Source organism: Neorhizobium phenanthreniclasticum (assembly GCF_040066075.1).
Taxonomy (GTDB): domain Bacteria; phylum Pseudomonadota; class Alphaproteobacteria; order Rhizobiales; family Rhizobiaceae; genus Neorhizobium; species Neorhizobium petrolearium.
In genome coordinates this window covers 1-14,805 of record NZ_JBEAAL010000007.1, presented here as the reverse complement: position 1 = coordinate 14,805, position 14,805 = coordinate 1, and the positions used below count along the sequence as shown (strand labels likewise).

The following is a 14,805-nucleotide window of genomic DNA, read 5'->3' as shown; positions in this document are numbered from 1 at the left end:
AGCACGCTTTGCAACCTGCCAGCCCTACGCGGCGCGGATAAACCCTTGCTTTTTCTATGCTGCGCCGCGATGCCCCATGGATATGCACGCTTTGAAGTTCTAAATAGTTTCGTCAAGGATATTCGCAGATCAGGACAACGGAAATGCAGCATTTCGAGATCGCCGTGGTGGGCGGGGGGCTTGCCGGATCGCTTGCGGCCCTGGCTCTCGCGCGCGCCGGGCGCAAGGTAGCCCTCATTGCTCCCGTATCCGAAAAAGCAGACGAGCGCACGACGGCCCTGATGGACCAGTCGATCCGCTTCCTGGAACGGCTCGGCGTGTGGGATGATATTGCCCCCTCGGCGGCGGCCCTGTCCATCATGCAGATCATCGATGGCACGAAGCGGCTGCTGCGGGCGCCGACGACACAGTTCCGGGCACAGGATGTCGGCTTGTATGCCTTCGGCTACAATATCCCGAACAAGGCGCTGTCGGGGACGCTGGATGCAGCCGTCACCGCGGAACCGAACATCACCAAGATTACGCAGAGCGTTCAAACCGTGGATTATTCCGCCGAACGGGCAGCGATCACGCTTTCGGATGCCTCCACCATCACGGTCGATTTTATCGTGGGGGCCGATGGGCGGAAGTCAAAGACCCGCGACGCGGCCGGAATCGGCGTACGCCGTTGGTCCTACAGCCAATCGGCACTGGTGCTGAATTTCGCCCATACGCTGCCGCACGGCAATGTCTCGACCGAATTCCATACGGAGACTGGACCTTTTACCCAGGTTCCGCTTCCGGGCCTTCGCTCCAGTCTTGTCTGGGTCGTGACGCCGAAGGAAGCTCAGCGCCTCGTCGCTCTGCCCGTCGAAGACCTGTCGCAGGCTATTGAAAATCGCATGCAGTCCATGCTCGGCAAGGTGACGGTGGAAGACACCCCGCAGATATGGCCGCTTTCAAGCCTGATGGCGGACCGTTTCGGCAAGGGGCGCCTAGCCCTGATCGGCGAAGCCGCGCATGCCTTCCCGCCGATCGGCGCGCAGGGCCTCAACCTGTCGCTGCGCGACGTGATCGCCCTTTCCGAGCTTCTCGCCCCCATCGGCGACCGGCCGATCCCGGCGGATGCAGGCGATCGTTTCAACCGGCGCCGGCGGCCGGACGTCATGAGCCGCACCTTCGGCGTCGACGTTCTCAACCGCTCTCTGCTGTCGGATTTCCTGCCCGTGCAGATGCTGCGTGCAGCCGGCCTGCATTTCCTCGGCAGCGCCCCGCCGCTCCGCAATCTGCTGATGCGCGAGGGAATCGAGCCTGGCCGCGGGTTCCGTGCCGTCCTTGACGCCTTAAGGAATGAGGTCCGGCGGTAGAATTCCAGCGTTGATGAGGTAGAGAAACACCGGCAAGGTCAGCACCGAGAGTACGGTGATGATCAGGATGCTCGCGGACGCCCTTTCCTGCCAGACGTGATATTGCTGGCTGATGACGAAAACGTTCGTCGCCGTCGGCAGCGCCGAAAGCAGGGTCGCCGAGTAGATCCAGACGGGATCGAAGTTGCCGATCAGCGACAGCACCACATAGGTCGTCATCGGCAGCATGGCCAGCTTGAAAACGGCGATATAGCCGATCTCCACGGGCACGCGGCGGATGGGCCTCAGCGCCAGCGTCACCCCCATGGCGAAGAGAGCGCAAGGGGCTGCCGCCTGCGCCAGATAATCGACCAGGCGCTGGAATGCCTCCGGCGGCCTGATCGCCAGGGCGGCAAAACAGAAGCCCAGCACGGTCGAGATGATGAACGGGTGCAATGCCACCCTTCGGGCAATGTCGGCCGCAACCCGGATCGCCGGGCGCCTGTCGTCCCCGGCGGCCGCCATCATGGCAGGCGCAACGATGAAATGCGCGGCATTCTCGAAGCAAACGATCAACGCCACCGGCACGGCGGCCGCTTCACCGAAGGCCAGCAACGTCAGCCCCGGTCCCATGTAACCGATATTGCCATAGGCACCCGCAAACGACTGGATTGTGCAATCGGCGAAGGAATTGCGCCTGATGAAGAAGCCGATGAGAAAAAGAAGGAAGAAGATCAGATAGGTCGCGCCGATCTCGCCGAGAATGAAGTCGACCCGGGTCAACTGTTCGACCGGCGTGCGGGAGACGAGTTTGAAGAACAGCGCCGGAAGTGCTGCGTAGATGATGAAAGTGTTCATCCAGCCAAGCGCTTCGGCGGGCTGTTTGGTAACCTTGGCAGCAAGGTAACCGATGAAGATCAGCCCGAAGAAGGGCAACAGCATTGCAATAATGTCGGCCATCTTTGCTAGCCCAAGGTCCCGGGTCGCGTTGGAAGGAGATTCCCGTTAGCCGATTTGCATGAGGATTGGAAAGGTCTGCTGGAACCAGATCGCGGCAGAACTGACGAAGCCGAAGATGAAAGCGAGACCGGTCAGGATCAGGAATACGCCCATAACTTTCTCGACCGTGCCGAGATGGCGGCGGAAGCGCGTCAGGAACCGCATGAACGCTCCCGAAAAGCCGGCGGCGATCCAGAAGGGCACGGCGAGGCCGAGCGAATAGATGGCAAGCAGCATAGCCCCCTCGCCTACGGTGTCGCGCGAGGCGGCAACACCAAGAATGGCGCCGAGCACCGGACCTATACACGGCGTCCATCCGAAGGCAAAGGCGAGCCCCATGACATAGGCGCCCGAGAGGGTTGCCGGCTGCCCGCCGCCCTGGAAGCGCGCCTCGCGGGCCAGAAAACCGATTCGGAAGACACCGAGGAAGTTGAGGCCCATGGCGATGATGATCAGGCCGCCGATCTTGGAGAGAAGGTCCAGATGCTGACGCAGCAGTACGCCGATCGTCGAAGCCCCTGCCCCAAGAGCGACGAAAACGGTTGCGAATCCCAGGGTGAAGAACAGCGCAGACATCAGCACCGCCCTGCGCGTTCCGCTCCTGAACTCGGCAACCGCGGCACCGCCGCCGCGGAACTGTTCAACGGAAATGCCCGCCATATAACAAAGATAGGGCGGCACGAGCGGCAGCACGCAGGGGGAAAGGAACGACAGCGCGCCGGCAAGAAGCGCACTCAGCAATGATACTTCGGCAATCGACACGTGTGGCTCCGGATGGCAGTCTTTTCAGACCCGGCATTGCGCTTCACGTACCGATTCAAGGCGGCGAATGCCAATCACCTTTTCGCATCATCATGGAAAAGCGGCAAGAAGCCGCATTTTTGCTGTTTTTGCGGGTTGACCGCAACGGGTCACCTGCATATGTTCCGCGCACTTTCAAGGACGCGCTGCAGCGCACCACGGGAGAGCGTAGCTCAGCCGGTAGAGCAACTGACTTTTAATCAGTAGGTCCAGGGTTCGAATCCCTGCGTTCTCACCACCTTAAAAATTCTTCATCTTCTCAGCAGAAACATCATTCTTACAAAGAATTCAGGTTTCATCGAACGCGCGTCGGCGAATAAGATGCGGGCAAACAATTGATAAACATCAATTATTCTAATTTTTCCGCGCTCCCGAAACTCAGGTTTCGGCCAAAAATCCGGCAGGTCGCCGGTCTATAACCTTATCAATTGTTAAGCTGACTATCGCGGCTTCGAGGCGTAGTTTTCGATGCAAGACTGAATACCGCCGGCGGCTGCACATGCCGCGACGCGACGGTATGAGACAGCCGATTGAACTTCTTTGATCAGGAACGGAGGCGCCATGCGCTCGTTCATGTCGATAGATCGTCGCCCACCAATCCGGCTGCGCCATCCACCGAGCTGAACTTCTGAAGAGCACGACCATTCCGTGGTCTACCTGGCTCTCCTTCTCTTCTGACCTCACCGAAAGCCGATCGGCCGCGGGCTTAGTCCGCGGCTCCGATCCCCCTCGCCCCGAACCCGTCATCAATGCGGGCCGGAGCCATCAATCAGAAAGGAAAACCAGCATGTCCGATATCCTTCGCAAACACCGCCTCGCCGCCCTTCTTGGCGCAGCCATTGCCGTTGCTCCGCTTGCCGTGCCCGTCATCTTCGGCCTCAACTCCGCCGAGGCCGCCACCGACACTGCGCCGATTACCGGCACAGTCGCCCCGGGCGGTTCCTTCGCACCGATCGTCGCAGCCGACAAGCCGGCCGTCGTCACCATCACCACCGTGATGAAAGCCCAGAACGCCGATTCTGGCGACAATTCGCCGTTCAGCGATGATTCCCCCTTCGATGAGCAGTTCAGGCAGTTCTTCGGCCAGCAGGGCATTCCGATCCCGCGCCAGATGCCGCAACGCCCGCCCCCGCATGCGGAGGCCCTTGGTTCCGGTTTTATCATCACCGCAGACGGCTATATCGTCACCAACAATCACGTGATCGACAGCGCGACGAGCATCAGGGTAACCTTGGACGACGGCACGGAACTACCCGCCAAGCTCGTCGGCGCCGACCCGAAATCCGATCTCGCCGTCATCAAGATCAATGCGCCGAAGCCGCTTGCCACCGTTGCCTGGGGTGATTCCGACAGGCTCAATGCCGGCGATCAGATCCTTGCGATCGGCAATCCCTTCGGCATCGGTACGACGGTCACCGCCGGCATCGTCTCTGCCCGCGGCCGTGACCTGCACAGCGGTCCCTACGATGACTTCATCCAGATCGACGCACCGATCAATCACGGAAACTCCGGTGGCCCGCTTGTCGATCTCCAGGGCAAGGTGATCGGTATCAACACCGCTATCTACTCGCCGAATGGCGGTAGCGTCGGCGTCGGCTTCGCGATTCCCTCCGATCAGGCGCAAAAGGTTGTCGCCAAGCTGATGAAGGACGGCTCGATCGAGCATGGCTTCATCGGCGTGCAGATCCAGCCGGTAACGGCGGACGTTGCGAGCGCCATCGGCCTTGGCAGGCCTGAAGGCGCGCTGGTCGCCAATGTGAGCGATGACACGCCGGCGTCCCGGGCCGGCATCGAGACCGGCGACGTCATCACCGCCCTCGGCGGGCAGGAGATCAAATCACCCCGCGACCTGTCGCGCATGGTCGCCGATCTCGCGCCAGGAGCCAGGGAAAGCCTCACCGTGTGGCGCGAAGGCGAGACCAGGGACCTGCGCATCACGATCGGCGGCAATCAGGACGACCAGCAGCAGGCCTCCGCCGATAACGGCGACAAGTCGAGCCCGGCCGCACAACGCGTTCCGACGATCGGCGTCGGCCTTGGCGACATTACCCCGGATGTTCGCCAGGCGCTCAACCTGCCGCGCCGGGAAAGCGGGGCGGTGATCGAAAGCGTCGCCCCCGACAAGCCGGCAACCGATGCCGGCCTGCAGCCCGGGGACATCATAGTCTCGGTCAACCAGCGGCCGGTGAAATCAGCCAAGGAAGCCAAGGCAGCAGTTGCTGATGCGGGCAAGGCCGGTCGCAAATCGGTCCTGCTTCTCATCCAGCGCGGCGACAGCCAGACCTTCGTAGCGGTCCCCTTCTCGGTCAGCTAAACCGCCAGATCCCGCATCATCATATGGCACAGCCCGGTCTTCGGGATCGGGCTGTGCCCACCCCGACCATGAATGGTCATCACGTTCTATTGAAACACAACCCGGAACCTCTACATATCTGGCACCGTTTATGCGGGCGAAGGAGTTCCTGATGCGGATCATTTTCGTCGTTCTCATCGCCTCGGTGCTTAGCATCCTGGCATTCAAATATGCAGACCAATCCCTCGGCAACGCCAATATCCTGGCGCCCTCCACAGAACTCTCGTCCACGAACTGAGCCGTTTTGGCGAGCACGATCGCGTGAACCCCGCAGCCGCCCCGTCGAAGCCCTCCGGCCGGCTTGACCATTTTCTTCTTGCGACCATATTGCTTCGGTCCCATCCAAATCCCTTTCCCGAAAGCGAGAAAATTTTATGGCCAAGCCGAAGATTGCCATCATCATCACGAGCACGCGCGACGTCCGTTTTGGAGAAAAGCCAGCCAAGTGGATTTACGAGACTGCGTCGCAGCGCGAGGACATGGAATTCGAACTCGTCGACTTGCGCGATTTCCCGCTGCCGTTCTTCAATGAAAAGGCGTCCAATGCCTGGGTTCCAACCGAAAACGAAGTAGGTCAGCGTTGGCAGAAAAAGGTCGCCGAATTCGATGGCTACATCTTTATCGTAGCTGAATACAACCGTTCGATCACGGCCGTACTCAAGAATGCCCTCGACTACTCCTACAAGGAATGGAACCGCAAGCCGGCGGCGGCCGTGGGCTACGGCAGCGTCGGAGGCGCCCGTGCGGTCGAGCATTTGCGCAACATAGCCGTCGAGCTACAGATGGTTCCGACTCGTCCGGGCGTGCACATCCAGGGTGCCGATTTCTTCGCAGTCTGGCAGCAAGGCAAGGATATCAAGGAACTCACCCATCTCGAGCCAGGCGTGAAGACCATGCTGGACGACCTCGCCTGGTGGGCGGCGGCACTGAAAACAGCCCGCGAGACGGCCTGACCTTCTTCACGAGAGGTTGACCCAAAGGTTCCGACCATGGCCGGAACGTTTCGGCGTCCCGGGCTCGGTGCAATAATCACAGATTTGAAAACGACAAAAAGCCGGCATCCCGCGCGAGATGCCGGCTTTTCCATTCACGAACCGATTTGTCGCCCTGTTCTTCTTCGAACGAGACGGCAGCGTCGCCGTCGCGGAAGCCGCATTGATGCCGGCTTCGACGTTCCCAGAAAAAGAGCCGCCGTCTGATGCGGATCAAGGCAGAACTACCTTACCGATATTTAAGTTCCTCCTACACGCGTTTCATGTCATTGGAAGCATAGAGAAATCCGCGACGACCACGCTTCCGGCGGATTCGCGCCGTGTGGCGGCGGGACGGACACGTACGGCCGTCCCATATATCATCCAAAGAGGGACTTGACCTTGAACGTGCAGAAGACACCCGACCCAGCGGTAAAGACGAGCGATGCGCCCGATCTCGCCGCGATCCTGGCAGCGTCGGGCGGCGGCAAGAAGCGCCGCTGGCTCTTCTGGCCAATCGTTTCCATCGTCCTTCTGATCGCTGCCGCCGGCGCCTATACCTATTTCGGCAGCAACGGGACGCGATACGACTATACGACACAGCCCGTGAAGCGCGGCGATCTTTCGGTCATCGTCACTGCAACCGGCTCCGTCCAGCCGACCGACCAGGTGGATATATCGAGCGAACTCTCCGGCACGGTGCGCAAAGTCAATGTCAGCTACAACAGCCCGGTGAAGACGGGCGATGTGCTCGCCGAACTCGACACCAACAAGCAGGAGGCCGATGTCCAGAGCGCTCGCGCCCAGCTTGCCTCCGCAAAGGCGAGCGTGCTCAAGGCAGAAGCGGAAGCCGCATCCGCCAAGAATACGCTTGACCGGCTGACCGGCCTTGTCAGCAACCGCATTTCCAGCCAGCAGGAGCTGGACGCCGCCCAATATACTTATGAAGCTGCCGTCGCGACCAAGGCGGTCAACGAAGCCGCAGTCCTGTCCGCCGAAGCCAGCCTGCAGCTTGCAGAGGTCAATCTCTCGAAACTCAAGATCGTCTCGCCGATCGACGGCGTGGTGCTCACCCGCGATGTGGATCCCGGCCAGACGGTTGCCTCTTCGCTCAATGCGCCGGTGCTCTTCACCATCGCCGGCGACCTGAGGCATATGGAACTTCAAGTCTCCGTCGATGAGGCGGATGTCGGCCAGGTGAGGGAAAGCCAACTCGCGAAATTCTCCGTCGACGCCTATCCGGACCGCAGCTTTCCCGCCGCCATCGAGACTGTCCGCTTTGCATCCGAAACCGTCTCCAATGTCGTCACCTACAAGGCGATCCTGACGGTCGACAATGCCGACCTCCTGTTGCGCCCCGGCATGACGGCAACCGCAGACATTACGGTGGAATCCGTCTCCGATGCACTCCTCGTGCCGAATGCGGCTCTGCGCTATTCGCCACCCGCGACCACCAGCGGCAATCGCGGCAGTTTCCTGACCCGGCTCTTTTCACCACCGCGCCTGCGCACAAACCGCAGCAGCGATGAGGCTTCGGCGGCCAACCGTGCCGTATGGGTCCTGCGTGCCGGCGTCCCCACGCGTGTCCAGCTGGAAACCGGCCCGACGGACGGGCAGTTCACGGTGCTGAAATCCGGCGACATCACGGAAGGCGACCTGCTGATCACGGATGCCGTGGCTCGGGCCAACTGAGGGGCAAGGCCATGACGCTTCCTCTCCTCATTACATTCAAACAGGTCTCCAAATTCTATGGCCGCGGCGAAGCTATGATCCGAGCGCTGGACCATATCGATCTCTCGATCTCGCAGGGCGAATTCGTGGCCATCATGGGGCCGTCGGGCTCGGGCAAATCCACGGCCATGAACATCATAGGCGGGCTCGACGTACCCTCCTCCGGCGAATACTTCTTCCAGGGCATCCCGACGAGCAGCTTCAACCGTTCGCAGCTCACGCTGCTTCGACGGCATATGCTGGGCTTCGTCTTCCAGGGCTTCAACCTGCTTGCCCGCACGTCCGCCGTCGAGAATGTAGAGCTGCCCCTCGTCTACCGTGGCATAGACCACCGTGAACGCCGCCGGCTCGCGCTCGCCGCGCTGGAACAGGTCGGCCTGAAGGGCCGCGAAAGCCATACGACACAGGAGCTCTCAGGCGGTCAACAGCAGCGTGTTGCGATCGCCCGCGCCATCGTCACCAATCCGGCCGTCCTGCTTGCCGACGAGCCGACCGGCAATCTGGACACCAGGACCAGCTCCGAGATCATGGAACTGATCACCCGGCTCAATCGCGAGAACGGCATCACCGTCATCATGGTCACCCATGAGGAAGACATTGCTGCCTATGGCAAACGCCTCCTGCGTTTCGTCGACGGCCGGCTTGCCTCGGATCAAGTGCGGGTGAAGGAGCCGGATCATGTTCTTTGAAACCGCAAAACTCGCCTGGCGCGCGATCAGCCGCAACATGCTGCGCTCATTCCTCACCGTGCTCGGAGTCGTTATCGGCGTCGCTGCCGTGATTGCGATGGTGACGGTTGGCAACGGCACGACGGCACGCGTTCAGGACGAGCTTTCGCGTCTCGGCACCAACACGCTGTTCGTCCGACCCGGCCAATGGGGGCCGGGACGAGTCAGCACCGAGGCCAAGCGTTTTACCGACAAGGATGTGCAGGCGATCCGGGAACAGGTGACCGGTCTGAGGGCCGTTGCCCCGGTAAACCGTGGCACGGCAACCGTGATTGCCGGCGGAGCCAACCATTCGACCAGCGCCATCGGCACCACCAATGATTACCTGATCGCGCAGGACTGGGACCTCGCGTTCGGTCGCAACTTCCTGCCAAACGAGGACCGTGGCAGCCATGCCGCCTGCATTATCGGCGAAACAGTGCGCAAGGAGCTTTTTGGCGCAGCCAACCCGGTCGGCCAGAACATTCGCGTCAGCAACATCGCCTGCCCGGTCATCGGGATACTTGCCGTCAAGGGTCAGTCGGGCATGGGTGACGACCAGGACGACACGGTGATCATGCCGCTGAAGCTGCACCAGCGGCGGATCGGCGGGACAACGACGATCAGCAGCATCATTCTCTCCGCTCAGGACGGCGTCGCGACGTCGAAGGTGCAGTCTGACGTGGAAAGCCTGCTGCGCGAGCGGCGCCGCATCGCGATCGGCCGCGAGGACGATTTCTCGGTCAACGACATGTCACAGATCGCTGCGGCGATGACCGGCACCACGGTGCTGCTGACGGGTTTGCTCGGGGCAGTGGCGGCTGTCAGCCTGCTCGTCGGCGGCATCGGCATCATGAACATCATGCTCGTTTCGGTGACGGAGCGCACGCGCGAAATCGGCATCCGACTGGCGATCGGCGCGCTGGAAGGACAGGTGCTCACCCAGTTCCTCGTCGAGGCTGTCATGCTGTCGATTTTCGGGGGCCTCACGGGCATTATGACAGGATTGGCTCTCGCGTTCGGCGTCGTCAGCTATCTCCAGGTGCCCTTCGTAACGAGCCCGACGATCATTGCGCTTGCATTTGTCTTCTCGGCCGCAATCGGCATGATTTTCGGTTACTTCCCTGCCCGCCGTGCGGCTCAGCTTAACCCGATCGAAGCTCTCCGACATGAATAGCGGTTCCGACCGAGCTTCGTCACGGTGCCGGTCTACCGCGATTGCCCGGGGAGAAACCAACAAGATGTCATCCGAGGCAGAATCCCTCAGCCGGCAGGCCTATCGGCGGCTGGAGAACCTGATCGTGACGCTGAAACTGAAGCCGGGAGTTCCCGTGACGGAGAGGCAATTGATCGCGCTTGCCGGCCCGGGCCGCACCCCGGTTCGCGAAGCGATTCAGAAGCTCGAATGGCAGGGGCTGATCCGGGTGCGGCCGCGCGTCGGACTGCAAATCGCCGAGATCGTCCCCGGCGATCATCAAGGCATCATGCAGGTGCGCCGGCAGCTCGAACCTCTTGCCGCTGCCCTCGTGGCGGAATATGCGAATGAGGAGCAGCGCTCCGCCTTGGTGGATTGCGCCAAGGCGATGAGTGCGGCTTCCGACACAGGCGACATTTTGGGTTTTCTGGAGGCCGACAGGCGTTTCGATGAGATCTTCGAGGAGGCCTGCCCCAATCGCTTCCTGGTTTCGGCCCTGGCACCGCTTCAGACGCATTCGCGACGGTTATGGTTCTCAAAGGCCTCTGCCCATCGTATGGATCAATCGGCAGCACGACATATCGCCGTCATTCGCGCCATACAGGCGCGTGACATCAACGGCGCGCGACAGGCAATGGAAACGCTCCTCGCCTATCTCGATAATTCATGAGTGGATCAGACGTGGGCCTCGGCCTCGCGCTGCTTTGCAAGCGCGGCCAGATCCGCCGGCTTCAGCTCGACGGACTCGCCGCAGCCGCAGGCGGATGTCTGGTTGGGATTGACGAAGGTGAAGCCGGACCGCATCTTCGTGACTTCGAAATCCATTTCGGTGCCCAGGAGATAGAGGACCGCAGACGGTTCGATCCAGACCTTGGCGCCATCCCGCTCGATCAGATCGTCCTTGGCATTGGGTTCGGTGACGAGATCGATCGTATATTCCATGCCGGCGCAGCCGCCCTTCTTGATCCCGACGCGAACACCTTTCGCATCCGCCCCGGAATTGGCCACGATCTGCTTGACGCGCGCCGCTGCGGCATCGGTCATTGTCATCACTGCAAAGCCCATGGGCCTTTTTCTCCTTCCACAACCGGATTCAAGGTCCGGCGCTTCACGATTCAAATGTAATGTCCTGCCGTAAACGGATCAATACCAACCCACGGCAACCTGAGCTTCTTCGGACATCCGTTCCGGCGTCCACGGCGGATCGAAGGTCATTTCAACCTCTACTCCGGAGACCCCCTCCACGGCGCCGACTGCATTCTCGACCCAACCAGGCATCTCGCCGGCTACGGGGCAACCGGGAGCGGTCAGCGTCATGACGATCTTCACCATGCGGTCGTCTTCGATGTCGATCTTGTAGACGAGGCCGAGTTCGAAGATGTCAGCCGGGATTTCCGGATCATACACGGTCTTCAGCGCGGCAATGATGTCGTCGCCGAGGCGGGCGAGCTCGTCGGCAGGAATAGCGGACTGGATAATCCCCTCGCGGGCATCCCATTTCAGTTCCGTCTCATCGACAGCCATGACAAAATCCTCAGGCAAAGAAATTACGCGCGTATTCCAGCGCATCCGCAAGCGCGTCCACTTCGGCACGCGTGTTGTACATGCCGAACGATGCCCGGCATGTGGAGGTCACGCCGAAGCGTTTCAAGAGCGGCATGGCGCAATGGGTGCCGGCACGCACGGCGATACCTCTGCGGTCGATCACCATCGACACGTCATGGGCATGGATGCCGGCAAGCTCGAAGGAGAAGATGCTGCCCTTGCCCGGCGCATCGCCGATGATCCTGAGCGAGTTGATCGCCCGAAGCCGCTCGGCCGCATAGGCTGCGAGATCCGCCTCGTGGCGGGCAATTGCCGCGCGGCCGATCTTGTCCATGTAATCGAGAGCATAACCGAGCCCGATCGCCTGGACGATCGGCGGGGTGCCGGCCTCGAAACGGTGCGGCGGGTCGTTATAGGGGACGTTGTCCTCGGTCACCTCGAAGATCATCTCGCCGCCACCCTGGAAGGGCCGCATCTCCTTGAGGCGATCCATCTTGCCATAGAGCACGCCGATGCCTGACGGGCCGTATAGCTTGTGTCCCGTCATCACATACCAGTCGCAATCGATATCACGGACATCGACCGGCATATGCACGGCCCCCTGGCTGCCGTCGATCAGCACCGGAATGCCCCGCTCGTGCGCGATGCGGCAAACCTCCTTGACCGGGACGACCGTTCCGAGCGCATTCGACATATGGGTAATCGCGACGAGCTTGGTCTTCTCGGTCAGCGACTTCTCGAAGTCCTCGATGTGGAAAGCGCCCTCGTCATCGACCGGCACCCAGACGAGCTTCGCGCCTTGCCGTTCACGGATGAAATGCCAGGGCACGATATTGGAATGGTGCTCCATGATGGTGACGACGATCTCGTCGCCCTCGCCGATCCTCGGCATGCCCCAGCCATAAGCGACCGTGTTGATCGCCTCCGTCGAGTTCTTGGTGAAGACGATCTCGTCGACCGACCCGGCATTCAGGAAACGGCGCACCTTTTCACGCGCCGCCTCATAGGCCTCCGTCGCAGCATTCGAAAGGAAATGCAGGCCACGATGGACATTGGCATATTCGTGCGAATAGGCATGGCTGATCGCATCAATCACCGCCTGCGGCTTCTGCGCCGACGCGCCGTTGTCCAGGTACACCAGAGGCTTGCCATGCACCATGGTCGACAGGATCGGGAAATCCCGCCTTATGGCTTCCACGTCATAGGTCGTCGCCGGTGTGGTCTGGTCCATATCAGGCATGCCTTTCAAGCCAGGCCGAAATGACGCCTTCCAGTGCCTCGACCAGCTTCTCGTCATCGAGTTCCTCGACGATCTCCGCCACAAAGGCGTGGACCAGCATGGCCCGCGCCTTGTTCTCCGGAACGCCGCGCGCCATCATGTAAAACAGATGGTTCCTGTCGATGTCCGCAACTGTCGCACCATGACCGCAAACCACGTCGTCGGCGAAGATTTCGAGCTCCGGCTTGGCCGAGAACTCACCATTGTCCGAGAGCAGCAGCGTGTTGCAGGCCATCTTGGCGTCGGTCTTCTGGGCATCCGGTGCAACCCGGATCATGCCCTGGAAGGCGCCGCTGGCGCGATCTAAGACGACGTTGCGGATGATTTCCGTGGAGTTGGTGTGCGGCACGTTATGGCCGAGAACCAGCGTCACGTCCGTATGACCTTCTCCGCCGAGCAGATTGACGCCGCGCAGCGTCAAATCGGCGCCCTCGCCTTCGACGTCGATGCGCAGTTCCTGGCGCACCAGCTTGCCGCCGGCATTGACGACGAAGAGTTTCAGCTTCGCGTTCGTCCCGAGCTTGACGCGAATCTGGCCGAGATGGGTATCGGCAGCGCCCTGGCTCTGCAGGATGATCCAGGTGATCTCCGCACCATCCTCCAGCACGATGTCACTGATCGACGACACGAGCGCGGCATCATCCGTCACCGACCGGTGACGCTCTATGATCGTCGCCTTGGAGGCTGCACCGAAGGAGACCGGGAAACGCGTATGGATCTGCCCCCCTGCATGGAGGGCCTGCAGTTCGATCGGCTCTTCCAGCTCCGCGTTGGCAGGAACCGAGATCGCAAAACCGTCACGTACGAAGCTGCCGTTGATGCGGCCGATGGCATCGTCCCTGTCGAGCGCCGTCAGGCCGGCGACGGCCGAACCATCGGCGAGCTTGTCCCTAAAGCGGGCAATCTCAATTCCGTCGGCCGAAGCATCGTCATCGGCGTCCCCCTGCAGCACTGAAAGGACAACCGAGCCCTCGACCAGCGGCGCTATGGGATCGATCGCGCTGACCGGCGTCGCCTCGGGAACCGCCCGCAACAGGGTTTTCAGGTCCGTATAGTGCCAGGCCTCGATCCGGCGGGTCGGAAGACCGGCCTTCTTCAAATCGTCCAGAAGCCGGTCGCGCGTGCCAGCGACCGCGCCATTGCCCGGCAATTCGCCGAACTGGGCGCCGAAAGCTTCAACCAGAGCGGTTTCCGCAACCGTCATCCGACCAATAGGCTGGTTTGTCGTCTGCATGTTCATGACACCATCCTTCCCGCGCGCTTAGGCCGCTTCTCCAATGATGTCGGCATAGCCATTCTCTTCCAGTTCGAGCGCGAGCGCCTTGTCGCCGGAGCGGATGATCTGCCCCTTGTAAAGCACATGCACGCTGTCGGGCACGATATAATCGAGCAGGCGCTGGTAATGGGTGATGACGATCACCGCACGGTCCGGCGACTTCAGCGCGTTGACACCGTCGGCGACGATCTTCAGCGCATCGATGTCCAGACCGGAATCGGTCTCGTCCAGCACGCAAAGCTTCGGCTCAAGCAGCGCCATCTGCAGGATTTCCGCGCGCTTCTTTTCGCCGCCGGAGAAACCGACATTCAGCGGACGACGCAGCATGGCCTGGTCGATCTTCAGCTTCTCGGCAGCGTCCTTGACGCGACGTATGAAGTCCGGCGTCGTCAGCTCGGCTTCGCCGCGCGCCTTGCGCTGCTCGTTCATCGCGACCTTGAGGAACTGCATGGTGGCGACGCCCGGGATTTCGACCGGGTATTGGAACGCGAGGAAGATGCCCTTGGCGGCACGTTCGGCGGGATCGAGTTCAAGGATGCTCTCGCCGTTATAGAGGATGTCGCCTTCGGTGACCTCGTAGTCCTCGCGACCCGACAAGATGTAGGAGAGCGTCGACTTGCCGG

The 14,805-nt window shown here is 61.2% G+C and carries 15 protein-coding genes and 1 tRNA gene; 9 read left to right on the top strand and 7 right to left on the bottom strand.

Annotation, left to right across the window (positions count from 1 at the left end):
* Nucleotides 1-143: 143 nt before the first annotated feature.
* On the top strand, nt 144-1,346 hold the full coding sequence (locus ABK249_RS11630) for a UbiH/UbiF family hydroxylase (RefSeq protein ID WP_037146829.1): 1,203 nt from the start codon (nt 144-146) through the stop codon (nt 1,344-1,346).
* Here ABK249_RS11630 and ABK249_RS11625 read toward each other — a convergent pair.
* Both ABK249_RS11625 and ABK249_RS11620 read right to left on the bottom strand, forming a co-directional pair.
* Nucleotides 1,323-2,285, bottom strand: a complete 963-nt coding sequence (locus ABK249_RS11625) for an AEC family transporter (RefSeq protein ID WP_348862908.1) — start codon at nt 2,283-2,285, stop codon at nt 1,323-1,325. The two genes, ABK249_RS11630 and ABK249_RS11625, sit on opposite strands and share 24 nt — an antisense overlap.
* Before the next feature lie 45 nt (nt 2,286-2,330).
* The gene (locus tag ABK249_RS11620; protein ID WP_037146816.1) at nt 2,331-3,086 is read right to left on the bottom strand and encodes a cytochrome c biogenesis CcdA family protein; all 756 of its coding nucleotides are present in this window, start codon (nt 3,084-3,086) and stop codon (nt 2,331-2,333) included.
* A gap of 201 nt (nt 3,087-3,287) precedes the next feature.
* Between ABK249_RS11620 and ABK249_RS11615 the strand changes: the two genes are divergently transcribed.
* From ABK249_RS11615 to ABK249_RS11580, 8 genes are all read left to right on the top strand, one after another.
* Nucleotides 3,288-3,363 (top strand) — tRNA-Lys (locus ABK249_RS11615).
* A 549-nt stretch (nt 3,364-3,912) separates the two neighbouring features.
* Nucleotides 3,913-5,439 carry a DegQ family serine endoprotease gene (locus ABK249_RS11610; protein WP_348862906.1) on the top strand — a complete coding sequence of 509 codons (1,527 nt, stop codon included), beginning with the start codon at nt 3,913-3,915 and terminating at the stop codon, nt 5,437-5,439.
* A 151-nt stretch (nt 5,440-5,590) separates the two neighbouring features.
* A complete protein-coding gene (locus ABK249_RS11605) occupies nt 5,591-5,716 on the top strand; it encodes a hypothetical protein (protein ID WP_267950861.1) in 126 nt (41 codons plus the stop codon).
* 136 nt (nt 5,717-5,852) lie between these two features.
* Entirely contained in the window at nt 5,853-6,431 is a 579-nt protein-coding gene (locus ABK249_RS11600; RefSeq protein ID WP_348862904.1) for an NADPH-dependent FMN reductase, read from the top strand.
* A gap of 420 nt (nt 6,432-6,851) precedes the next feature.
* Entirely contained in the window at nt 6,852-8,141 is a 1,290-nt protein-coding gene (locus ABK249_RS11595; RefSeq protein ID WP_348862902.1) for an efflux RND transporter periplasmic adaptor subunit, read from the top strand.
* A gap of 11 nt (nt 8,142-8,152) precedes the next feature.
* Nucleotides 8,153-8,869 carry an ABC transporter ATP-binding protein gene (locus ABK249_RS11590; RefSeq protein WP_348862901.1) on the top strand — a complete coding sequence of 239 codons (717 nt, stop codon included), beginning with the start codon at nt 8,153-8,155 and terminating at the stop codon, nt 8,867-8,869.
* Nucleotides 8,859-10,064 carry an ABC transporter permease gene (locus tag ABK249_RS11585; RefSeq protein WP_348862899.1) on the top strand — a complete coding sequence of 402 codons (1,206 nt, stop codon included), beginning with the start codon at nt 8,859-8,861 and terminating at the stop codon, nt 10,062-10,064. The genes ABK249_RS11590 and ABK249_RS11585 overlap by 11 nt, the downstream gene beginning before the upstream one ends.
* A 64-nt stretch (nt 10,065-10,128) precedes the next feature.
* Nucleotides 10,129-10,752, top strand: a complete 624-nt coding sequence (locus tag ABK249_RS11580) for a GntR family transcriptional regulator (RefSeq protein ID WP_227705124.1) — start codon at nt 10,129-10,131, stop codon at nt 10,750-10,752.
* Nucleotides 10,753-10,757: 5 nt separating this feature from the next.
* On the opposite strand, the gene sufA is transcribed toward ABK249_RS11580, so the two are convergent.
* From sufA to sufC, 5 genes are all read right to left on the bottom strand, one after another.
* On the bottom strand, nt 10,758-11,147 hold the full coding sequence (gene sufA, locus ABK249_RS11575) for a Fe-S cluster assembly scaffold SufA (RefSeq protein ID WP_210055455.1): 390 nt from the start codon (nt 11,145-11,147) through the stop codon (nt 10,758-10,760).
* Between the two features lie 78 nt (nt 11,148-11,225).
* Entirely contained in the window at nt 11,226-11,606 is a 381-nt protein-coding gene (locus tag ABK249_RS11570; RefSeq protein WP_037146799.1) for an SUF system Fe-S cluster assembly protein, read from the bottom strand.
* A gap of 10 nt (nt 11,607-11,616) precedes the next feature.
* Entirely contained in the window at nt 11,617-12,858 is a 1,242-nt protein-coding gene (locus ABK249_RS11565) for a cysteine desulfurase (protein ID WP_348862897.1), read from the bottom strand.
* A gap of 1 nt (nt 12,859) precedes the next feature.
* Nucleotides 12,860-14,146 carry a Fe-S cluster assembly protein SufD gene (gene sufD, locus ABK249_RS11560; RefSeq protein WP_037146796.1) on the bottom strand — a complete coding sequence of 429 codons (1,287 nt, stop codon included), beginning with the start codon at nt 14,144-14,146 and terminating at the stop codon, nt 12,860-12,862.
* Between the two features lie 21 nt (nt 14,147-14,167).
* Nucleotides 14,168-14,805, bottom strand: a 638-nt coding sequence (sufC, locus tag ABK249_RS11555) for a Fe-S cluster assembly ATPase SufC (RefSeq protein ID WP_348862895.1), incomplete at its 5' end; no start/stop codon positions are given.

Bases quoted from the DNA above. Each gene is read 5' to 3' on its own strand.
- ABK249_RS11630 (WP_037146829.1), top strand. From the start codon at position 144: ATGCAGCATTTCGAGATCGCCGTGGTGGGCGGGGGGCTTGCCGGATCG.
- ABK249_RS11625 (WP_348862908.1), bottom strand. From the start codon at position 2,285: ATGGCCGACATTATTGCAATGCTGTTGCCCTTCTTCGGGCTGATCTTC.
- ABK249_RS11610 (WP_348862906.1), top strand. From the start codon at position 3,913: ATGTCCGATATCCTTCGCAAACACCGCCTCGCCGCCCTTCTTGGCGCA.
- ABK249_RS11605 (WP_267950861.1), top strand. From the start codon at position 5,591: ATGCGGATCATTTTCGTCGTTCTCATCGCCTCGGTGCTTAGCATCCTG.
- ABK249_RS11600 (WP_348862904.1), top strand. From the start codon at position 5,853: ATGGCCAAGCCGAAGATTGCCATCATCATCACGAGCACGCGCGACGTC.
- ABK249_RS11590 (WP_348862901.1), top strand. From the start codon at position 8,153: ATGACGCTTCCTCTCCTCATTACATTCAAACAGGTCTCCAAATTCTAT.
- ABK249_RS11585 (WP_348862899.1), top strand. From the start codon at position 8,859: ATGTTCTTTGAAACCGCAAAACTCGCCTGGCGCGCGATCAGCCGCAAC.
- ABK249_RS11580 (WP_227705124.1), top strand. From the start codon at position 10,129: ATGTCATCCGAGGCAGAATCCCTCAGCCGGCAGGCCTATCGGCGGCTG.
- sufA (WP_210055455.1), bottom strand. From the start codon at position 11,147: ATGGGCTTTGCAGTGATGACAATGACCGATGCCGCAGCGGCGCGCGTC.
- ABK249_RS11570 (WP_037146799.1), bottom strand. From the start codon at position 11,606: ATGGCTGTCGATGAGACGGAACTGAAATGGGATGCCCGCGAGGGGATT.
- ABK249_RS11565 (WP_348862897.1), bottom strand. From the start codon at position 12,858: ATGGACCAGACCACACCGGCGACGACCTATGACGTGGAAGCCATAAGG.
- sufD (WP_037146796.1), bottom strand. From the start codon at position 14,146: ATGAACATGCAGACGACAAACCAGCCTATTGGTCGGATGACGGTTGCG.